This window comes from Neglectibacter timonensis (genome assembly GCF_900048895.1).
Classification (GTDB): domain Bacteria; phylum Bacillota; class Clostridia; order Oscillospirales; family Acutalibacteraceae; genus Acutalibacter; species Acutalibacter timonensis.
In genome coordinates, this window is the sequence record NZ_LT160635.1 from 80,957 (window position 1) to 97,995 (window position 17,039).

The window sequence follows — 17,039 nt, forward strand, 5'->3', positions numbered from 1 at the left end:
GCCCAGTTGTTTTTTACAAGACTGTTATTTCACCAGGTTTTCCACAAAACGCATCAATATGGCGGCCACTTGGGCACGGGCGGCGTTGTCCTGGGGAGCCAGAACGCCCGTTCCCGTACCGCCGATAATGCCGGCGCTTACGGTCCAGCATATGGCGTCAACAGCGTATTCGCTAGTGCTTCCCGCATCCATGAAGCCGGACAGAGAGCCCTCTGCGGCAGGGCAGCCTGCGTAACGCCAGAGCATGGCGGCGGTCTGTTCGCGGGTAACGGCATGGTTGGGGTTTGAGCCGTCGGATACGCTGTTGGCGACTGCCCATTCCATCCCCTTCTCATACCAGACTGCTCCGCCCTCGGTATCCTGTCCGTCGAATCGGGCCAGAACCGTCATCAGCATAGCGCGGGTCATGGGGCTGTCCGGGGCAAAGGACGTCTCGCTAATGCCGCCGAACAACCCGCGTGCCGTGACGAAATCGATGGCGTCCTGGGCCCAGTGGCCGGTGGTGTCGGAAAAATCCTTGGCGTTGTTCACCAGCACCAGTTCAGCGGAGCCTTCCAGCTTGACCAGCATGCCGTCCCCGGTGGGAAAGGACAGCTTGATGAGTTCGCCGGTGTCCTCGTCTCTTGCCACCATGCCGTAGTCCACATCGGCGGGTATGGTCACAGTGGTACCGCCCACGTTCTGGGGGATGGTGACTTCGGCCGTCACATCCCTGCCGGGCTCATCCACGGTTTTGACCTTGACGCCGTCGGCGCGGGTCTCGGTGGTAATCACAGTGCCGTCCGCCATGGTCTCCACCACCAGCGTGGAACCGTCCGGATTGGTGGTGGTCTCCGTAGTGGAGCCGCCGCTGGAGGAGGAATGGGTGCGGATCGTCAGAGTGCCGCCCACATAGTTGAAGTCATAGTTTGTGGCGCTTCCACCGCTGGGGGTCAGCGTGTAGCTGCCAGCCGCCGTATGGCTGTTCTTGACGGAAGGAGCCGTATAGCCAGCGGCTGTGCCGGCTGTCTCGTTATTCACAAAGCCGGTGACGGTCACTTTCAGCGCAGGCGTTCCGCCCACATAGATTGTCTCGCCCGCGTAAGTGGCGGTCAGGACTGCTTTGTTAACCGTCAGGGTAAAGCTGTCAGAGGCGGTGGAATAATTGGCATTGCCCGCGAAAGTCGCCGTGATGGTGGTCGTACCCGCGCCGACGATGGTAACGGTATCTCCGCTTACAGTGGCGACTTTCTCATTGGAGCTGGTCACGGTTGCGGTTTTGTTGTCGCTGACGGTGTAGACAACATCAAAAGCTGCGCCGCCGTAGGCCGCTGTTTTGGCGTCCTCTGCCGGGCTGGTGATTGTTACATTCCCGGTATTAGTTGCCTTGGTGATGGTCACGCCGGTGCTGGAGACAGAATCGCTCTTGTCAGCGCCGTTCACAGCCGTCACCTTACAGTAGTAGGTGCTGTCGGAGGTCAGACTGCTGACGGTGTAGGTTTGACTGGTCGCGCCGCTAATTGCGGAGCCACTGTCGGGAGTGCCTGTATACCACTGATATTCATAGGTCACGCCCTCAAGCTCATGGATGGCTGCGGCGGTCAGAATCGCGCTCTGGCTGCTGGTGATGGAGGATGCTGAGGCGGTTACTTCAACTTCGGGTTTACCCAGCGTCCACTTGGCGTAGTAGGCCGTGGCGTTCTGAGGTGCTCCGCTCAACTTGGGTCCACTGAAATCCGCATTAACATACCACCCATCAAAGGTATAACCTTCTCTAACCGGCGCGTTCAGCGCTTCGGTTGTAAATTCTCCTGCGGGGACAACGCCTCCGTTGGTAATGGCGTATACCAACTGTCCGTAGTTTGTATCATTATGGGCCAGCTTTATTTTTGCGGCCTCCGATGCAAGATAGACCACAGTCCCATGAGCAAGCGAGCCCAGACAGCCTGTAAATTCAGCATCATCCGTAAGAGCAGACATGTTTATGGTAGCCAGTCGGTGGTCATGAAACATATTTGTGCCGATTTTTTTTACCGTTGAGGGGATGGTGATAGCGGTTATAGTGGACTGCTGGAAAACAGAATTACCGAGCTCTTCCAGGCCCTCCGGCAGAGAGATGGATGTTATAAGAGAGAACTTAAACGAATTGTTTCCTATTTTTTTAATTTGACTGTTCTCAGAAAAAACTACATTTGCAATCGTATTCGCATCTTTAGTTGATGAACTAAAAGCGGAATCCCCAATTTCGGTAACTTGCGAGGGGATGACAATGGAGGTAATCGGTACGTTGGAGAAAGCGCTCGTTCCAATGGAAGTGAGTTCGGAGGGAAGCTCAATTTCTGTGATGCCTTTACAACCATTGAAGGTATTCGCCCCCAGCTTTGTTAATCTGGAATTATTTGCAAATGTAATCTTTGACAGCTTTGCACAGCCCCAAAAGCTGCCGGTCAGTTCTTCAACCGCTGATGGAATTGTGATTTGTCCAATCATGTTGGAACAGTTTTGAAAAGCGTTTGGTCTAATTTCCGTGAGCGATTGCGGGAGGATTTCTTTCGCGTCTGATTTCTCAGTGTTGTTGAAATAGACCAGCTTGCTGCACGCCCCAAATGCGCTTTTACCAATTGCCGTGAGAATGTCTGGGTTTTCGAACGTGACGGTTTCCAACGTTGAGCAGCTATAAAAAGCCGCTTCTCCAATCACCTCCAACTGTGCGGGAAAAGTGATTTCGGTTAGTTTAGCCATAGAGTGAAAGCCATTGAGCCCGATCTCCCTCAACCGGCTGCCTCCTTCAAATTCCACAGCGGAAACATTCTTGCACCAAAGAAATGCGCAGCTTCCAAGTTTTGTAATGCCTGCGCCAATGACTATTTTCGTAATCTGGTCCTGATACGCATTATCAGGCAGCGCAATACACCACGGATTGTCTTTTTGATCAGAATAATCCGCCATTGCTCCGTTTCCGGAGATAGTGAGGGCATAGGCGGTTTTTTCTTCGCCATCTACCGTTACTGTTCCATTTTTGGTTAACGCCCAAGTGACATTTCTTCCCTCATTGACGGCAGGATCACCGCAGAAGCCGCCGGTGATGAGCCACTTGGCGTAGTAGGTGCTGTCAGCCGAGACGGTGGTTGCAGGTGTTCCGGTCAATTCCGCGTTATCATACCATCCATCAAAAACATAGCCTGTTTTAGTCGGTAGAGGGATTGCGGTTGCTTTAAAGATAGCCTCCTGTGTAAAGCTACCGCCTTTCGCATCGACTCCAGCACTGTTCTGCACGGTTCCTTGTCTGGTGCTGTGGGATGCGGGGCCTATAGAAAAGCAATTAGTAACCTTCTCTGCGTTCCAAATGCAGTTTTCGATCATTCCGCTTTCATTCGTCCATACGAAAGGGCCCTTGTCATTACCGCTATTGTTTCCAGTTACATATACATCGGAATAGCAATTTTTGATGGTTCCTGCATTTGTGCCTCCAAGGCCTCCAGTCATGATATTTGGCCCTGCGTTTCGTGTATCGCCAGTACTGTAGCATTGGGAAATACTTCCACTGTTCTTTCCAAAAATAAGTCCGCTGTAATGTCCTATGCCACCAAGAAATGCCGAGTTTGTTACAGCGCATTTGGTCACTTTTGCGTTTTCCGAAATTGTTCCAACCAACACTCCGCTGTTTGGTCCGCCGTTTAGATATGCATTATCTAAATAGAGGTCTGTAATTTTTCCTGATTCTTCTAATGCCTTAAACAGGCCGCTTCCTTGTGTATACTCATCGGAAATTATAAAATTAGAAATTGTGTGTTGGTTGCCTTGCACATTCATTACTGCCGGCACAGGTGTAATGCTTTTTCCCAAGCAATCAATATCAGCCGTAAACGAAATAAATGCGTTAGGAATATTTCTTTGACTTATATTTTCCGAGAGAACCTCCAAATCTTCCAAATTTGAAACGAGGATAGGACTTTGATCCGTCCCCTCTCCGGAAAGAACTTTCGGTCTATTTAATGTAATGCGAAATATTTTCACGGTTTCTCCAGGATATGTGACCTGGAATGTGCAGGATTTTACCGTATCCAAAGATTCAAATTCCACTGTGGCTGGAAGTCCAGTAAGCGTTGCGCCTGTACTTGCAGAGGCAGAAATCGCAACAGAACCGCAATTCATGGGAATGCTAATTGAAAGTTCCTGCGCCACAGCAGAACCCGTTCCATCATAACCGCCAATTACGGCATCTCCATCCATGATTTTTAGCTTTTCTGCATAAAATACAGTTGGAAAACCCGTCTTTGCTTGAAGTACAAGCCCTTGCGCTCCGTCAATACTCCAAATATTATCAAAATCTAATGCTGGAAAGTTAGAAGCATCCTTGAATTGATTGGCGGAAAGCGTCGTTACATCTGTTTCAGCACCCGCTCCAATTGGAGAGTATGTTTCATGGCCCTCAGCATAACACCGCATAATAGAACCACTGTTGTAATTTCCGACCACTGAGCCTATATTCATGACCGGATTCTCAGCGTTGACGGACGCGGAAAAGTTTAGGACGCAGCATTGCTCAACGCTTCCACCCAGGTTGAAGCCGGCAATACCGCCGACATCGAAACTCCTGCTTGATACACTATTTGTTAAACAAAACGTTACATCATAAACGAAGCAGTTTGTATATATATTTCCCTGACGAAGTTCTCCAGCGATTCCGCCGCCTCTGATATTGCTGTTTCCTGATAAATTAAATGTAAAGTCCGAAACAGAACAATAGGAGATAATTCCACCCGTATCTAAAATTGTCGAACCTACGATACCGCCCACGCCACTTCTTACTGTAACCGTGCCATTTGAAATACTGCAATTTGTAATGGTTCCATCTTGCAGTTGAGGAGAAATCACACCACATGTATCGACTACATGTCCTTCTTCTGCCGAAATATCAATCTGGGAAACCTTTAAATTTTTTATAGCGCCTCCATTCTTAATGATAGGGAAAAGGCCTTGCCAACTTGAAGTAGCGGAAATATAAAGATTAGAAATTGTGTGTCCATTCCCATTAAATTCTCCAGAAAACGCATAAGTATTATTCCATGATGCCCAATAGTGTGCACTCAGGTTAATATCAGACTCTAAGCTGACGCTATAGCCAGTATAGGCGTTAGTTTGAAGCTGCTTTGCAAACCATGCCATTCCCTCGGAAGATGAAATTGTGACTTTTTTATTTTCCTCGTCAGCAGTATACCCATTAGGGCATTCTGTAACAGCCTCAATCCATGTGCCTTCTGGCATCGGCTCACTGAAAGTATCGGTAGAATATAGAACAGTAAGGATCCTTTCAATGACGATTTCCTGCTCATTAGTCAATGTCAGTCCGTTCTCATCAGAAAAGGCGTAAATGTCGGTAATCTGATTGTAGACCGCCTCTATCTGCCCCTCATCCTCCGGGCTAATGTCCGTAAGGGCGGGCAGAGCCGCGACTAGCTCCGAAAGCCGCTCCTCAGCAGAGGACCCCTCGCCGGGCTCCGTCGGCTCCTCCGCAGGGGGGGCCGACGGTTTCACATAGAGGGGACAGCTCTCGTCGTGGGTATCCTCCGTACAGCCTTCCAATTCTGTGCAGACAATGGGCGCTCCGCCGTCCTGCGGTTCATCCTCCGCCGCCAGTGCAGCCGTGGGCAGCATACCGATCAGCAGGCACAAGGCCAGCAGACTCGACAGGATTCGGCTACTATAAGGCTTCCATTTGCGTTGCTTTTTCATAACGTTGTTTCCCTCCTAATATTGTCAACAGAATCAACATTCCGCATATTGCCCGGCCATCATTTATGGGCTGGATGTGAACGGAAATGGAAAAACATACGGCCTCATCACTCCAAAAAGGAGTGAAAGGCCGTAGAAAAATAGGCCGCAAAAAATCATCTTTTCGCGGCTGAATTTTTTGCGCCGAAAAGCCATGGAATACTTGCGTTTCTGCGGGATACATGCTACAATTTTTTTACAATATGTAATCCTGATAGTTCTATGTCTGTAGGCTATCTGGACGGAATGTTGATTTCGTCCTATGAGACGAGTCCCAGCCGGTTAAGCTGCCGTTGATGCTCCGCGCCGGAGGTCAGCAAATAAATCCGGGTCGTCTCAATGGTGGAATGTCCCAGCACGTCGGCCAGTTTGGCAATATCCTTGTAGGCCCGGTAATAGGCGGTTGCAAAGAGGTGGCGCAAATTGTGGGGGAACACCCTGGAAGGCGCCACGCCTGTATATTTGCAAAGCCGCTTCATTTCCGCCCAGATCTGACGGCGCGACAGACTTTTTCCGTTTCCAGTGAGAAAGATCTCACCGGAGACGTTTTTTTCTTTTCCGGCGAATTTTAAGAGCTTGCGGGCCAGCTTGTTGGGAATTAAAATGGTGCGTATTTTGCCTTTTAAGCGGATCTCTGCCCGTCCCCGCTGGACGGCCTCCAGGGTGATATACCGAACTTCGCTGACCCGTATGCCTGTGGCGCAGATGGTCTCCATGAGCAGGGCCAGCCGATCCCGGCCCAGGTCCCGTGCTGCTGCAATGAGTTTGTCATAACTGTTCCGGTCCAGTTCCCGGGCCGGGTCCCGGAACAGCCGGCGCTGGACCTTGAGGAAGCGGGCGTGGCAGCCCTCCCAGCCCAGAAAGCGGAACAGGCCGTTAAGGGCGGAGAGGGCGGCGTTCACTGTGGAGGGAGAGCGGTGCTCTTCCAGCAGCCCCTCCTTCCAGCCTGCCACGGTTTCCTTTGTCACAGCCCGGCCGTCCAGCCATGCGGCGAAGGAATGGATGCTCCGCAGGTATTTTTCGATGGTGGCCGGAGCCCGTTCCTCCTGAATCAAATAGCGGCCATAGGCCGCAATCCGCTCCGGGGTCAGTTTGTAATTCTCCATGTTGAAAACTCCTTTCGCAAAGTATAGGGTTATTGTACCTTGCAGAAAAGGCTCTATGCAGGAAAGCCTTAGGGCATACCGGGTACAGGTCTGCGGTTTTCTCAGAGAAATTTACAGTGTGCAAAAAAATCTGGGGCGTGCTCCGTGCGGCCCGCCTTTTCAGGAACAAGTCCATGGAAAAACCGGTGATTGGAAGGCTTCTTGAAAAAAGGCGAAGCCCTGCAGAGATCATCTCTGCAGGGCTTCGCCTTTTAATTTTTTTATTTATGGTAAAGCTTTTTGGACTGGTACTGGGGCTCGCAGGTCAGGTTGACTCCCAGCTTGCGGAAGGTGCCCTCGTCCACATGGGACAGGATGACGGAGGAATGGGCCTCGCAGCCCCGCAGCTTGGGCAGCTGGCGCAGGGCCAGCTCGGCGGTGGGGTTGGTGGCCGCGCTGATGGACAGGGCCACCAGGATTTCATCGGTGTGCAGGCGCGGGTTCCGGTTGCCCAGATGCTTGATTTTCAGGTTCTGGATGGGTTCGATGACAATGGGGGAGATGAGGTGGATGTCTTTCTGAATGCCGCCCAGAGCCTTCAGGGCGTTCAACAGCACGGCTGCGGAAGCGCCCAGCAGGGAGGAGGTTTTTCCTGTGATAATCCGTCCGTCAGGCAGCTCTACGGCGGCGGCGGGCATGCCGGTTTCTTCCGCCCGGCAAAGGGCGCGGGCAATGACGGGCCGGTCTTCGGAAGTGATGCCGGCCTTGTTCATCAGCAGCTCCACCTTGTAGACCACCTCTTCGCTGCCGTTGCCCTGGCGCTGCTCGCACATGGCGCTGTAATAGCGGCGGATGATCTCCTGCCGGGCGGCCCGGCAGCAGGCCTCGTCGTCGATGATACAGTTTCCGGCCATATTCACGCCCATATCCGTGGGGGATTTATAGGGGGAGGCGCCTGCGATTTTTTCAAACATGGCGTTGAGGACGGGGAAAACCTCCACGTCCCGGTTGTAATTCACCGCGGTCACCTCGTAGGCGTCCAGATGGAAGGGGTCGATCATGTTCACGTCGTTCAGGTCGGCGGTGGCGGCCTCATAGGCCAGGTTCACCGGGTGCTTCAGGGGGAGGTTCCAGACGGGAAAGGTCTCGAATTTGGCATAGCCCGCGGTGATGCCCCGACGGTGTTCGTGGTAGAGCTGGCTCAGGCAGGTGGCCATCTTTCCGCTGCCCGGCCCCGGGGCGGTCACCACCACCAGGGAACGGGAGGTCTCGATATATTCATTCCTGCCGAAGCCCTCGTCGCTGACAATGAAGGGGACGTTTGCGGGATAGCCCGGAATGGTATAGTGGCGGTATACCTTGATGCCCAAAGATTCCAGCCGGTTCTGGAAAGCCTCCGCTGCGGGCTGGGAATTGTACTGGGCCAGCACCACGCTGCCCACGAACAGGTCGATTTCCCGGAAGGCGTCGATGAGCCGCAGTACGTCCAGATCGTAGGTGATGCCCAGATCGCCCCTTACCTTATTTTTCTCAATATCAGAGGCGTTGATGACGATGACGATTTCCGCCTGTTCCTTGAGCTGGAGCAGCATGTTCACCTTACTGTCCGGCTTAAAGCCCGGAAGCACCCGGGAAGCGTGAAAGTCGTCAAACAGTTTGCCGCCGAATTCCAGGTACAGCTTGCCGCCGAATTGGTCGATGCGCTCCCGTATCTGCTGAGACTGCAGCTTTAGATATTTGTCGTTGTCGAACCCGATTTCCATGAATCTTTCCCCCTCGAATCCTTAAAACTCAATCGTTCCAAATTATATCACAGAAGATACGCCAATGCAAAACAGATTCCGAAAGAAAACGTCCCTTTTTCTATTCAGCCGCCTGCCAGTTCCGGCGGGCACAGTGCTGAAATGGGCCGCAGGAGAAACCACATCAGCATTTTTTCAGATATTCTGTGGGGGAGACGCCGAAATACCGTTTGAACATCCGGGAAAAACTGAACACATCGGAATATCCCGTGGAGATAGCGGCCTCGCTGGGGGTCTGGCCGTGCTCCCGCATAAGCTCGGCACCCTTTTCCAGGCGGAAGCCGGTCAGGTATTGCTGCGGAGATTTTCCGGTCTCCCGCCGGAAGAGGCCGCTGAAATAGCTGCGGTCAAGATTGAGACGCCGCGACAGCTCTGAGATGGAAATGCCCCGCATATATTCTGTCTCCAAATAGGTTTTTGCCGCGTTGACATAGTCCTGGCCGCGGCCCTGGCATTCCTGGAAGGGGCCGGACTGAAGCAGGGCCAGGAGCTCCCAGATTTTTCCGCAGAGAAAGGCCTCCCTCCCTGCGGTCAGGGAGGCTGCCTGCCGCATGGAGGAAAACAGCTTTTCCGCCTGGGGGAGGAGAAGCACGTCCCGGGAAAGTGCTTCGGGAAGGGGCAGGCCCAGCTCAAAGCCAATCCAGAGGTAGTGCCAGGGGGCTTCCCGGTCCGCCTCATAGTAGGTCATATCATAGGGGTGGATCACAAAAATCTGTCCCGGACCCAGGTCATAGCTGCGCCCGCCCACCGTAAAGACGCCTTTGCCTGACACCACATAGTGCAAAAGCAAATAGGAACGGGAGGCCGGGCCGAAAGAATGTCCCGGCGCGCAGTGCTCCCACCCAAACTGGATGGGGTTAACCTCCTTCCATCTCTGGTTTGACAGCAGAACAGTTTGCATCTCCATCTTCACACCTCCTTCCGCTTTCTTTCGCAGAAAGCTTGGCAAAGAACTCTGAGCTCCAGCCCTCACGCCTTCGGATTCCGGGCTGGAGAAGGGCTGCCCTTAGCCTTCCCCTTGAGGGGAGAGGGGAAACAGATTCCCTGTGGGAATCTGCTGGATGAGGTGGAGTGTCTTATTCACTCCACCTCATCAGCCGCCTCGGCGAAGATCTCTGAACAGAGCGAAGAGATCTTTTGGACAGGCTTCCCCTCAAGGGGAAGCCTTACCTGAGATTTGACGGCTAACATCTAGCATCATACCAAAGAAACCTCACATTGTGCAATACCCAATACGGGATTTCCGTGATAAGCTAAAGCCGGAGTGGGCAGGAGCCCACGAAACGCGGAAAGGATGTTGTTTGAAAATGAAGAAAATAACTTTTATGGGCGCGGGCAGCACGGTGTTCGTGCGCAATGTGCTGGGGGACTGCCTTTGCAGCGAGGTGCTGCGGGACGCGGAATTCGCCCTGTACGACATTGACGCCAAAAGGCTTTCGGAAAGTGCGGAGATCATCGGCGCCATGAACGAAACCATGGGCGGGCATGCGAAGGTCACCGCGCATCTGGGGGTGGAGAACCGGAAAGAGGCGCTGCGCGGGGCCGATTTCGTGGTGAACGCCATTCAGGTGGGGCTTTACGACCCCTGCACCATCATCGACTTCGAGGTGCCGAAAAAATACGGCCTGCGCCAGACCATCGGCGACACGCTGGGCATCGGCGGCATCATGCGGGCGCTGCGCACCATCCCTGTGCTGGCGGATTTTGCCAGGGATATGGAGGAGGTCTGCCCCGACGCCCTTTTCCTGAATTACACCAACCCCATGGCCATGCTTACCGGCTATATGCAGCGCTATACCGGGGTGAAGACCGTGGGCCTGTGCCACAGCGTGCAGACCTGCAGCGAGACCCTTCTTAAAGAACTGGACATGGAGGATAAGCTGCAGGACCGCAAGGAGCTCATCGCCGGCATCAACCACATGGGCTGGCTTTTAAAGCTGGAAGACCGGGACGGAAACGACCTGTATCCCGAAATCCGCCGCAGAGCCAGGGAGAAGAACGCCTCGGAAAAGCACAACGACATGGTGCGTCTGGACTACATCGAAAAATTCGGCTATTACTGCACCGAGTCCAGCGAGCACAATTCTGAATACAACATGTTCTACATCAAATCCAAATCCCCGGAGCTCATTGAGCGGTTCAACACCCCCCTGGACGAATACCCCCGCCGCTGCGTCAACCAGATCGAGGGCTGGGCCAAGGAACGCGACGAACTGCGCAAGAACCGCCGGCTGGAGCACGAGCGTTCCAAGGAATACGCTTCCCACATCATGGAATCCATTGTGACGGGCGATCCCTACAAGATCGGCGGCAATGTGCTCAACGCAGGCGGATTGATTGAGAACCTGCCCCAGGACGCCTGTGTGGAGGTGCCCTGCCTGATCGACGGCATGGGCGTGCATCCCTGCAGGGTGGGCCGCCTGCCTGTGCAGTGCGCCGCCATGAACATGACCAACATCAACGTGCAGCTGCTGACCATCGAGGCCGCCGTCACTGGGAAGAAGGAACACATTTACCAGGCCGCCATGCTGGACCCCCACACCGGCAGCGAGCTGGATATTGACACCATCGTGAAAATGGTGGATGACCTGATAGAGTCTCACGGCAGCTGGCTGCCGGAGTACCGCTGATCCAAAAAGGCAGGGCGTGTGCGCCCTGCCTTTTTGCGTCCCCCGCAGGAAAGCTTCACCGGGAAAGTCTTAAACTTATAAAAAATGTTTTGAGCATCGGAGGAAGGTTTTCCCTGGCCGGAGGCCTCTTCCGTTACTTTTTGCTTTGCCACAATTTTAACAAATTGGTCATTGATTCTTTAGAGGCTATGTGCTAAAATAGATGCTGGGTAACAAGTGTTCATTTTCACATGCATTTTTTTGCCATTGGGCGAAAGGAGAAATTTATAATGACCAACAACAAGACTGTGCTGAGCTGGCTTGAAGAGATGAAAGCGCTGGTCACACCCGACGAGGTTGTGTGGATCGACGGCTCCGAAGAGCAGCTCGAGGCGCTGCGCAAGCAGGCCTGCGAAACCGGCGAGATGATTAAGCTCAACGAGGAAAAACTCCCCGGCTGCTATCTGCACCGCACGGCTGTCAATGACGTGGCCCGCGTGGAAGGCCGCACCTTCATCTGCTCCCAGAAGGAAGAGGACGCCGGCCCCACCAACCATTGGATGGACCCCCAGAAAGCCTACAAGATGCTTTTCGACATTGCCCGCGGCAGCTACAAGGGCCGTACCATGTACGTGATCCCCTACTCCATGGGTCCCATCGGTTCTCCCCTTGCCAAGATCGGCATTGAGGTTACCGACTCCATCTACGTGGTGCTGAACATGGCCATCATGACCCGCGTGGGACAGGCTGTGCTGGACGTGCTGGGCGACAGCAGCGACTGGGTCAAGGGCCTGCACTGCAAAGTGAATATCGAGGAAGAGAACCGCTATATCTGCCACTTCCCCGAGGACAATTATATCATCAGCGTGAACTCCGGCTACGGCGGAAACGTGCTGCTGGGCAAGAAGTGCTTTGCGCTGCGCATCGCTTCCTTCCTGGGCAAGAACGAGGGCTGGATGGCCGAGCATATGCTGATCCTGGGCATTGAAAATCCCCAGGGCGAGGTCAAGTATGTGTCCGCGGCGTTCCCGTCCGCCTGCGGCAAGACCAACCTGGCCATGCTCATCCCGCCGGAAGGCTACCGCGAGAAGGGCTACAAGGTCTGGACTGTGGGCGACGATATCGCCTGGATGCGCCAGGGCCCCGACGGCCGCCTGTATGCCATCAACCCGGAGGCCGGCTTCTTCGGCGTGGCTCCCGGAACCAATATGAAGTCCAACCCCAACGCCCTGATCTCCACCCAGAAGGGTACCATCTTCACCAACGTGGTGCAGAATCTGGACGACAACACCGTGTGGTGGGAGAGCCTGGACAAGAATCCGCCTGAGCACGCCATGAACTGGAAGGGCGAGCCCTGGAACGGGAAGACCTCCGATCAGAAGGGCGCTCATCCCAACAGCCGCTTCACCGCGCCTGCCAAGAACTGCCCCTGCATCAGCCCAGAGTTCGAAAATACTGCAGGTGTGCCGATTTCCGCCATCATCTTCGGCGGCCGCCGCGCTCAGACCACCCCGCTGGTCTATCAGTCTAAGGACTGGAACAACGGTGTGTTCGTAGGCTCTATTATGGCTTCTGAGACCACTGCCGCCGCCACCGGCGCTGTGGGCGTTGTCCGCCGTGACCCCATGGCAATGCTGCCCTTCTGTGGCTACCACATGGGCGATTACTTCAAGCACTGGTTCGAAATGGGCGAGAAGCTGGGCGACAAGGCTCCCAAGATTTTCAACACCAACTGGTTCCGTCTGGATGACGAAGGCCACTTCATTTGGCCGGGCTTCGGCGACAACTTCCGTGTACTGGAGTGGATTATCCGCCGCTGCGAGGGCAAGGTGGACGCTGTGGAAACTCCTATCGGCTTTGTGCCCAAGGCTGAGGACATCAATCTGGAGGGTCTGGAGGACTTCACGGTGGAAGATCTGCAGAAGATTCTGGATGTGGACAAGGCTGCCTGGGCCAAGGAGGCCGAGGGCATTGAAGAGTTCTACAAGCAGTTTGGCGACAGACTGCCTCAGGAGCTTCGCAATCAGCTGGAGACCCTGAAGAAGAACTGCCAGTAAAATCAGCTTACAAGGTTATACTCACGCAGTAATTTCAACCTCTTTCATAAAAGCGGCGGCCGGGCTTAAGCCCGGCCGCCGCTTTTTTGTGCCCGGCTTCGGCATGGGAAGACCGGAACACTGGAAAGGCATACTTTTGCCAATATATGGAAACAGGAGCTTTTCTGCCCTTTCAATGGTACTATTAGGAAAAGAAAAAGCCTAATTCAGACGAAAACAGGCCCTTGGAAAGGAAGAGACTATGGAGGAGTTCCGGCGGGTTACAGGCAAGCAGGTGGAAGAGTTCCTGGCTTACCTGGTTCGGGAGGAGAAAAGTGAGCGGACGGTGGAGAAATACGGCAGAGACGTACGTGCCTTTTGTGCCTTTCTCCCGGTGGGGAAAGCGGTGGAGAAGGAACGGGTGCTGGCCTATAAGGAGCACCTGGTTAAGAGATATGCGCCTTCCAGCGTGAATTCCATGCTGGCGGCGGTGAACAGTTTTCTCGGATTTTTGGGAAGGGAAGACTGCCGGGTAAAAAAGCTGAAGATCCAGCGGAGGGCTTTCTGCCCGGCCGACCGGGAATTGAACCGGGCGGAGTACCTGCGGCTGATCCAGGCGGCAGAGGCCACGGGGCGCAGCCGGACTTCCCTGCTGCTTCAGACGCTGGGCTCCTCCGGCATACGGGTGTCGGAAACCAGCGCCATTACAGTGGAGGCGCTGCGGCAGGGAAAGGCCGTGATCCGCCTCAAGGGAAAGATACGCACCATCCTGCTGCCGCAAAAGCTGTGCAGGAAGCTCCTTCGCTATGCAAAGCGGCAGAGGATTTTTTCCGGGCCGGTATTTCTTACCAGGAACAAGCGCCCCATGAACCGCAAAGAGATTTGGGCCGCATTCAAAAGCTTGTGCAGCCGGGCGGGAGTGGCAGCGCAGAAGGTGTTCCCCCACAATCTGCGCCATCTGTTTGCCCGTACTTTCTACGAGGCGCGGCACGACATCGCGAAGCTTGCGGATGTGCTGGGGCACAGCTCCATCGACACCACCCGTATCTATATCGTGACGTCGGGTGAAGAGCACTGCAGGACGCTGGAGCAGATGCATCTGCTGTTGTAGCGGTTACCGGGCGTGGCCACCCGTTTTCAGGCAAAAAAGAATTGGGACATAACGCACATTATGTCCCAATCTTACCTTGTCCGCCGGTTGATTCGCCTTCATTATGCCATACTATAACTGGAAAATCAAGGGATATGGAAATGGTTTTTCACATAAAAAACTGGAAGCGAGGCAGGTTTGCCAACGCATTTTACAATATACACAAAACAGGCGGGACATAATGTGCGTTATGTCCCGCTCTGATTTTATTTTGAAGAGTTTCACTGCAAAAAACCTTTCGTCAAAATTGCCTTGGCCGTGGGTCGTATCCATAACAGCGGCAGACAGGACTAAATTTTTGCTGCCGTTACATCATGCTACAGAGAAGTGGAGGAAAGAGTATGAAAAAGAGACGTTTGCTGGCAGTCACCCTGGTGCTGGCATTGGTGCTCGGTTCTGTGGCGCTGCCCGCAGGGGCCGCGTTCCAGGACGCAAAGGGCCACTGGGCGCAGGAGGCTATCGAGCGCTGGGAGGGCAGAGGCGTTGTCAAGGGGGACGAGAAGGGCTTCCGTCCTGACGATCCCATGACCCGTGCGGAGTTTGCCGTGGTGCTGGACCGGCTGATGGCCTATGCGGAGACCAAGGTGAATCCTTTTAAGGATGTGCCGGCGGGCACATGGTATACCAAGTCCGTACTGGGTGCGGCTGCAGCGGGAATCCTGCTGGGAACCGACGTGGACAAAGCGTCCCCCGGAGATAGAATCACCCGGGAGCAGGCCTTCACTTTGATGGGCCGGGCGCTGATGGTGAAAGAGAACGAGGCCGGCACGGCTGCCTACAGCGACGCGGCTGAGATCAGCAAGTATGCCAAAGGCTATATCGGCGGCATGACCGCGGCCGGGATTCTCCACGGCAGCAACGGGAAGTGCAGCCCCAAGTCGAACATCACCCGCGCCGAGGTAATCACTGTGGTGGACAACGCCATTGGGGACATCGTGGACAAGGCCGGGGAATATCAGAAAGATTCTGAAAAATCAGTGATTGTGAACGCGGCGGGCGCCGTACTCAAGGATATGGCCGTCAAGGGCAACCTGATCATCGCGGAAGGCGTGGGCAGCGGCGATGTGACGCTGGACGGCGTCACCGTGGAGGGCAGCCTGGTCCTGCGCGGCGGCGGGGAGCATTCCGTCGTCATCAAGGGAAAATCCAAACTGGGCACGGTGCTTGTAAACCGCAGGGACGGCAAGCTGCGGGTTGCCGTGGAAGACGGCGCTGAGGTGGAAATCATCACCGTGGAGGACGGTTCCGACGACGTGAGGATAGAGGGCGAAGTGGGAACCCTGATTGTGGAAAATACAGAGGCTGCCGTGGAAGTGGCGGGCAGTGCCGGTAAGGTGGAGGTGCCTGAGACGGCGGCGGGAGCCCAGGTTAAAGTGGCCGAAGGCGCCAGTGTGGGCACATTGAACGTGGCCGCACCCAAGACGAACGTAGAGGTGTCCGGTTCGGTAAGCAGCCTTACTGTGCAGGAGACGGCAGAGGCCGCCGCAGTGACCGTAAACGCGGCCGCGGCAGTATCCAGTATGACTTCCGCAGCGGATAAGCTCAATGTGGACGGCAAGGGAACCGTGCAGAATCTCACCGTCACAGGCGGCGAGGGCGTTGTGGTTTCCGGCGACACCAAGGTCAGCAACGTGCAGAACAAGGGTGACGACAGCATCCTGGTGGGCGGCGAGGAGGTAAAGCCAGATACGGGTTCAGGCGGCGGAGGCGGCACTGTGACGCCCCCGGTAACACCCGCGCCCACAGAAGCTGAGCTGAAGAAAGCTTTGCTGGACAAGGTGAACAGTGAGATTCCCGGGGTCAACGGCGTTATGAGCTATGCGAAGCTCAGTGCTGCTGAAGCCCAGGGAAGCGGTTATGCGGTATCCGTAGAGGTATATGAGCCGTCCACAAAGCTGTCGGCCGTGGCAAACGATGTGCTGGCGAAAGTGATCGGCATTGTAAAGAACTATGGGCAGATTGAAACTCTGGACGTTGCCAGTACCACGGGAATTTCTCTGAATGCGGCGGACTGCGACCAGAAGATCATCGCGGCGGTGAAGGCCTGGGGCGGCAGCGGCTGGAATGGGGACACCACTCTGGCGGATGTGGTCGGCAAGGCGGATTTGACGCTCACCCTCCATGGAGCCAGCGGCGGCACCTCTTATACGGCTTCCTACACGCTGAGCTTTCAGGATATGTCAGAACCGGCTCTGCAGCAGAAAGTGGCGGCTAGCTTTACCGGGCTGGGAACCAGTGTCGGCGAGTTTGCAAATCTGAGCGCGGAAGGAGCAGCGCTCAAGGTCACCGTAAAGACAGCTGCTGCGAACAAAACTGTTGGAGAGGTGTACGATAAGCTGTTCAATCCTTTGATAACGGCGGTGGGCGGCTATGAGGAATTCAAAACAGTGAGGCTGGGGGATTCCGGGGCACTCACCAAGGAAGAGCTTAAGGATGCGGTGAAGCTTACCGCGGCGGTGAAGGGCTGCGGGCTCGGTGTGGCCGGGACAACGAAGCTCAGCCAGCTTGCCGGTAAATCGATCGATGTTGTGTTAGCTTCCAACGCGGGTAAGACTTATACCTTTACCCTTTCCTTTGTTAATGAAACGACAGAAGCATAAATT

Annotated in this window: 8 protein-coding genes; 4 read left to right on the forward strand and 4 right to left on the reverse strand. The window is 54.6% G+C overall.

Going from position 1 to position 17,039, the window contains the following annotated elements:
- Positions 1 to 24 precede the first annotated feature (24 nt).
- The 4 genes from BN3911_RS01060 to BN3911_RS01075 all read right to left on the reverse strand — a co-directional run bounded on the left by BN3911_RS01060 (position 25) and on the right by BN3911_RS01075 (position 9,548).
- Positions 25 to 5,715 carry a leucine-rich repeat protein gene (locus BN3911_RS01060; protein ID WP_066860133.1) on the reverse strand — a complete coding sequence of 1,897 codons (5,691 nt, stop codon included), beginning with the start codon at positions 5,713 to 5,715 and terminating at the stop codon, positions 25 to 27.
- A gap of 299 nt (positions 5,716 to 6,014) precedes the next feature.
- Positions 6,015 to 6,860, reverse strand: a complete 846-nt coding sequence (locus BN3911_RS01065) for a tyrosine-type recombinase/integrase (protein WP_066860135.1) — start codon at positions 6,858 to 6,860, stop codon at positions 6,015 to 6,017.
- A gap of 260 nt (positions 6,861 to 7,120) precedes the next feature.
- Positions 7,121 to 8,602, reverse strand: a complete 1,482-nt coding sequence (locus BN3911_RS01070; protein ID WP_066860138.1) for a DUF1846 domain-containing protein — start codon at positions 8,600 to 8,602, stop codon at positions 7,121 to 7,123.
- A gap of 163 nt (positions 8,603 to 8,765) precedes the next feature.
- Complete coding sequence (locus tag BN3911_RS01075) at positions 8,766 to 9,548, reverse strand: AraC family transcriptional regulator (protein ID WP_242871051.1); 783 nt, start codon at positions 9,546 to 9,548, stop codon at positions 8,766 to 8,768.
- A gap of 400 nt (positions 9,549 to 9,948) precedes the next feature.
- On the opposite strand from BN3911_RS01075, the gene melA reads away from it, so the two are divergent.
- From melA to BN3911_RS01100, 4 genes are all read left to right on the forward strand, one after another.
- On the forward strand, positions 9,949 to 11,271 hold the full coding sequence (melA, locus tag BN3911_RS01080) for an alpha-glucosidase/alpha-galactosidase (RefSeq protein ID WP_066860141.1): 1,323 nt from the start codon (positions 9,949 to 9,951) through the stop codon (positions 11,269 to 11,271).
- A 269-nt stretch (positions 11,272 to 11,540) separates the two neighbouring features.
- Positions 11,541 to 13,307 (forward strand): phosphoenolpyruvate carboxykinase (GTP), encoded by a 1,767-nt coding sequence (locus BN3911_RS01090; protein ID WP_066860147.1) that lies wholly within the window; start codon positions 11,541 to 11,543, stop codon positions 13,305 to 13,307.
- Positions 13,308 to 13,548: 241 nt separating this feature from the next.
- Complete coding sequence (locus BN3911_RS01095; RefSeq protein WP_066860149.1) at positions 13,549 to 14,397, forward strand: tyrosine-type recombinase/integrase; 849 nt, start codon at positions 13,549 to 13,551, stop codon at positions 14,395 to 14,397.
- 380 nt (positions 14,398 to 14,777) lie between these two features.
- Complete coding sequence (locus BN3911_RS01100) at positions 14,778 to 17,036, forward strand: S-layer homology domain-containing protein (RefSeq protein WP_066860152.1); 2,259 nt, start codon at positions 14,778 to 14,780, stop codon at positions 17,034 to 17,036.
- Positions 17,037 to 17,039: the final 3 nt, after the last annotated feature.

Coding starts and splice junctions, on each gene's coding strand:
- BN3911_RS01070 (WP_066860138.1), bottom strand. CDS start 8,602: ATGGAAATCGGGTTCGACAACGACAAATATCTAAAGCTGCAGTCTCAG.
- BN3911_RS01100 (WP_066860152.1), top strand. CDS start 14,778: ATGAAAAAGAGACGTTTGCTGGCAGTCACCCTGGTGCTGGCATTGGTG.
- melA (WP_066860141.1), top strand. CDS start 9,949: ATGAAGAAAATAACTTTTATGGGCGCGGGCAGCACGGTGTTCGTGCGC.
- BN3911_RS01060 (WP_066860133.1), bottom strand. CDS start 5,715: ATGAAAAAGCAACGCAAATGGAAGCCTTATAGTAGCCGAATCCTGTCG.
- BN3911_RS01095 (WP_066860149.1), top strand. CDS start 13,549: ATGGAGGAGTTCCGGCGGGTTACAGGCAAGCAGGTGGAAGAGTTCCTG.
- BN3911_RS01090 (WP_066860147.1), top strand. CDS start 11,541: ATGACCAACAACAAGACTGTGCTGAGCTGGCTTGAAGAGATGAAAGCG.
- BN3911_RS01065 (WP_066860135.1), bottom strand. CDS start 6,860: ATGGAGAATTACAAACTGACCCCGGAGCGGATTGCGGCCTATGGCCGC.
- BN3911_RS01075 (WP_242871051.1), bottom strand. CDS start 9,548: ATGGAGATGCAAACTGTTCTGCTGTCAAACCAGAGATGGAAGGAGGTT.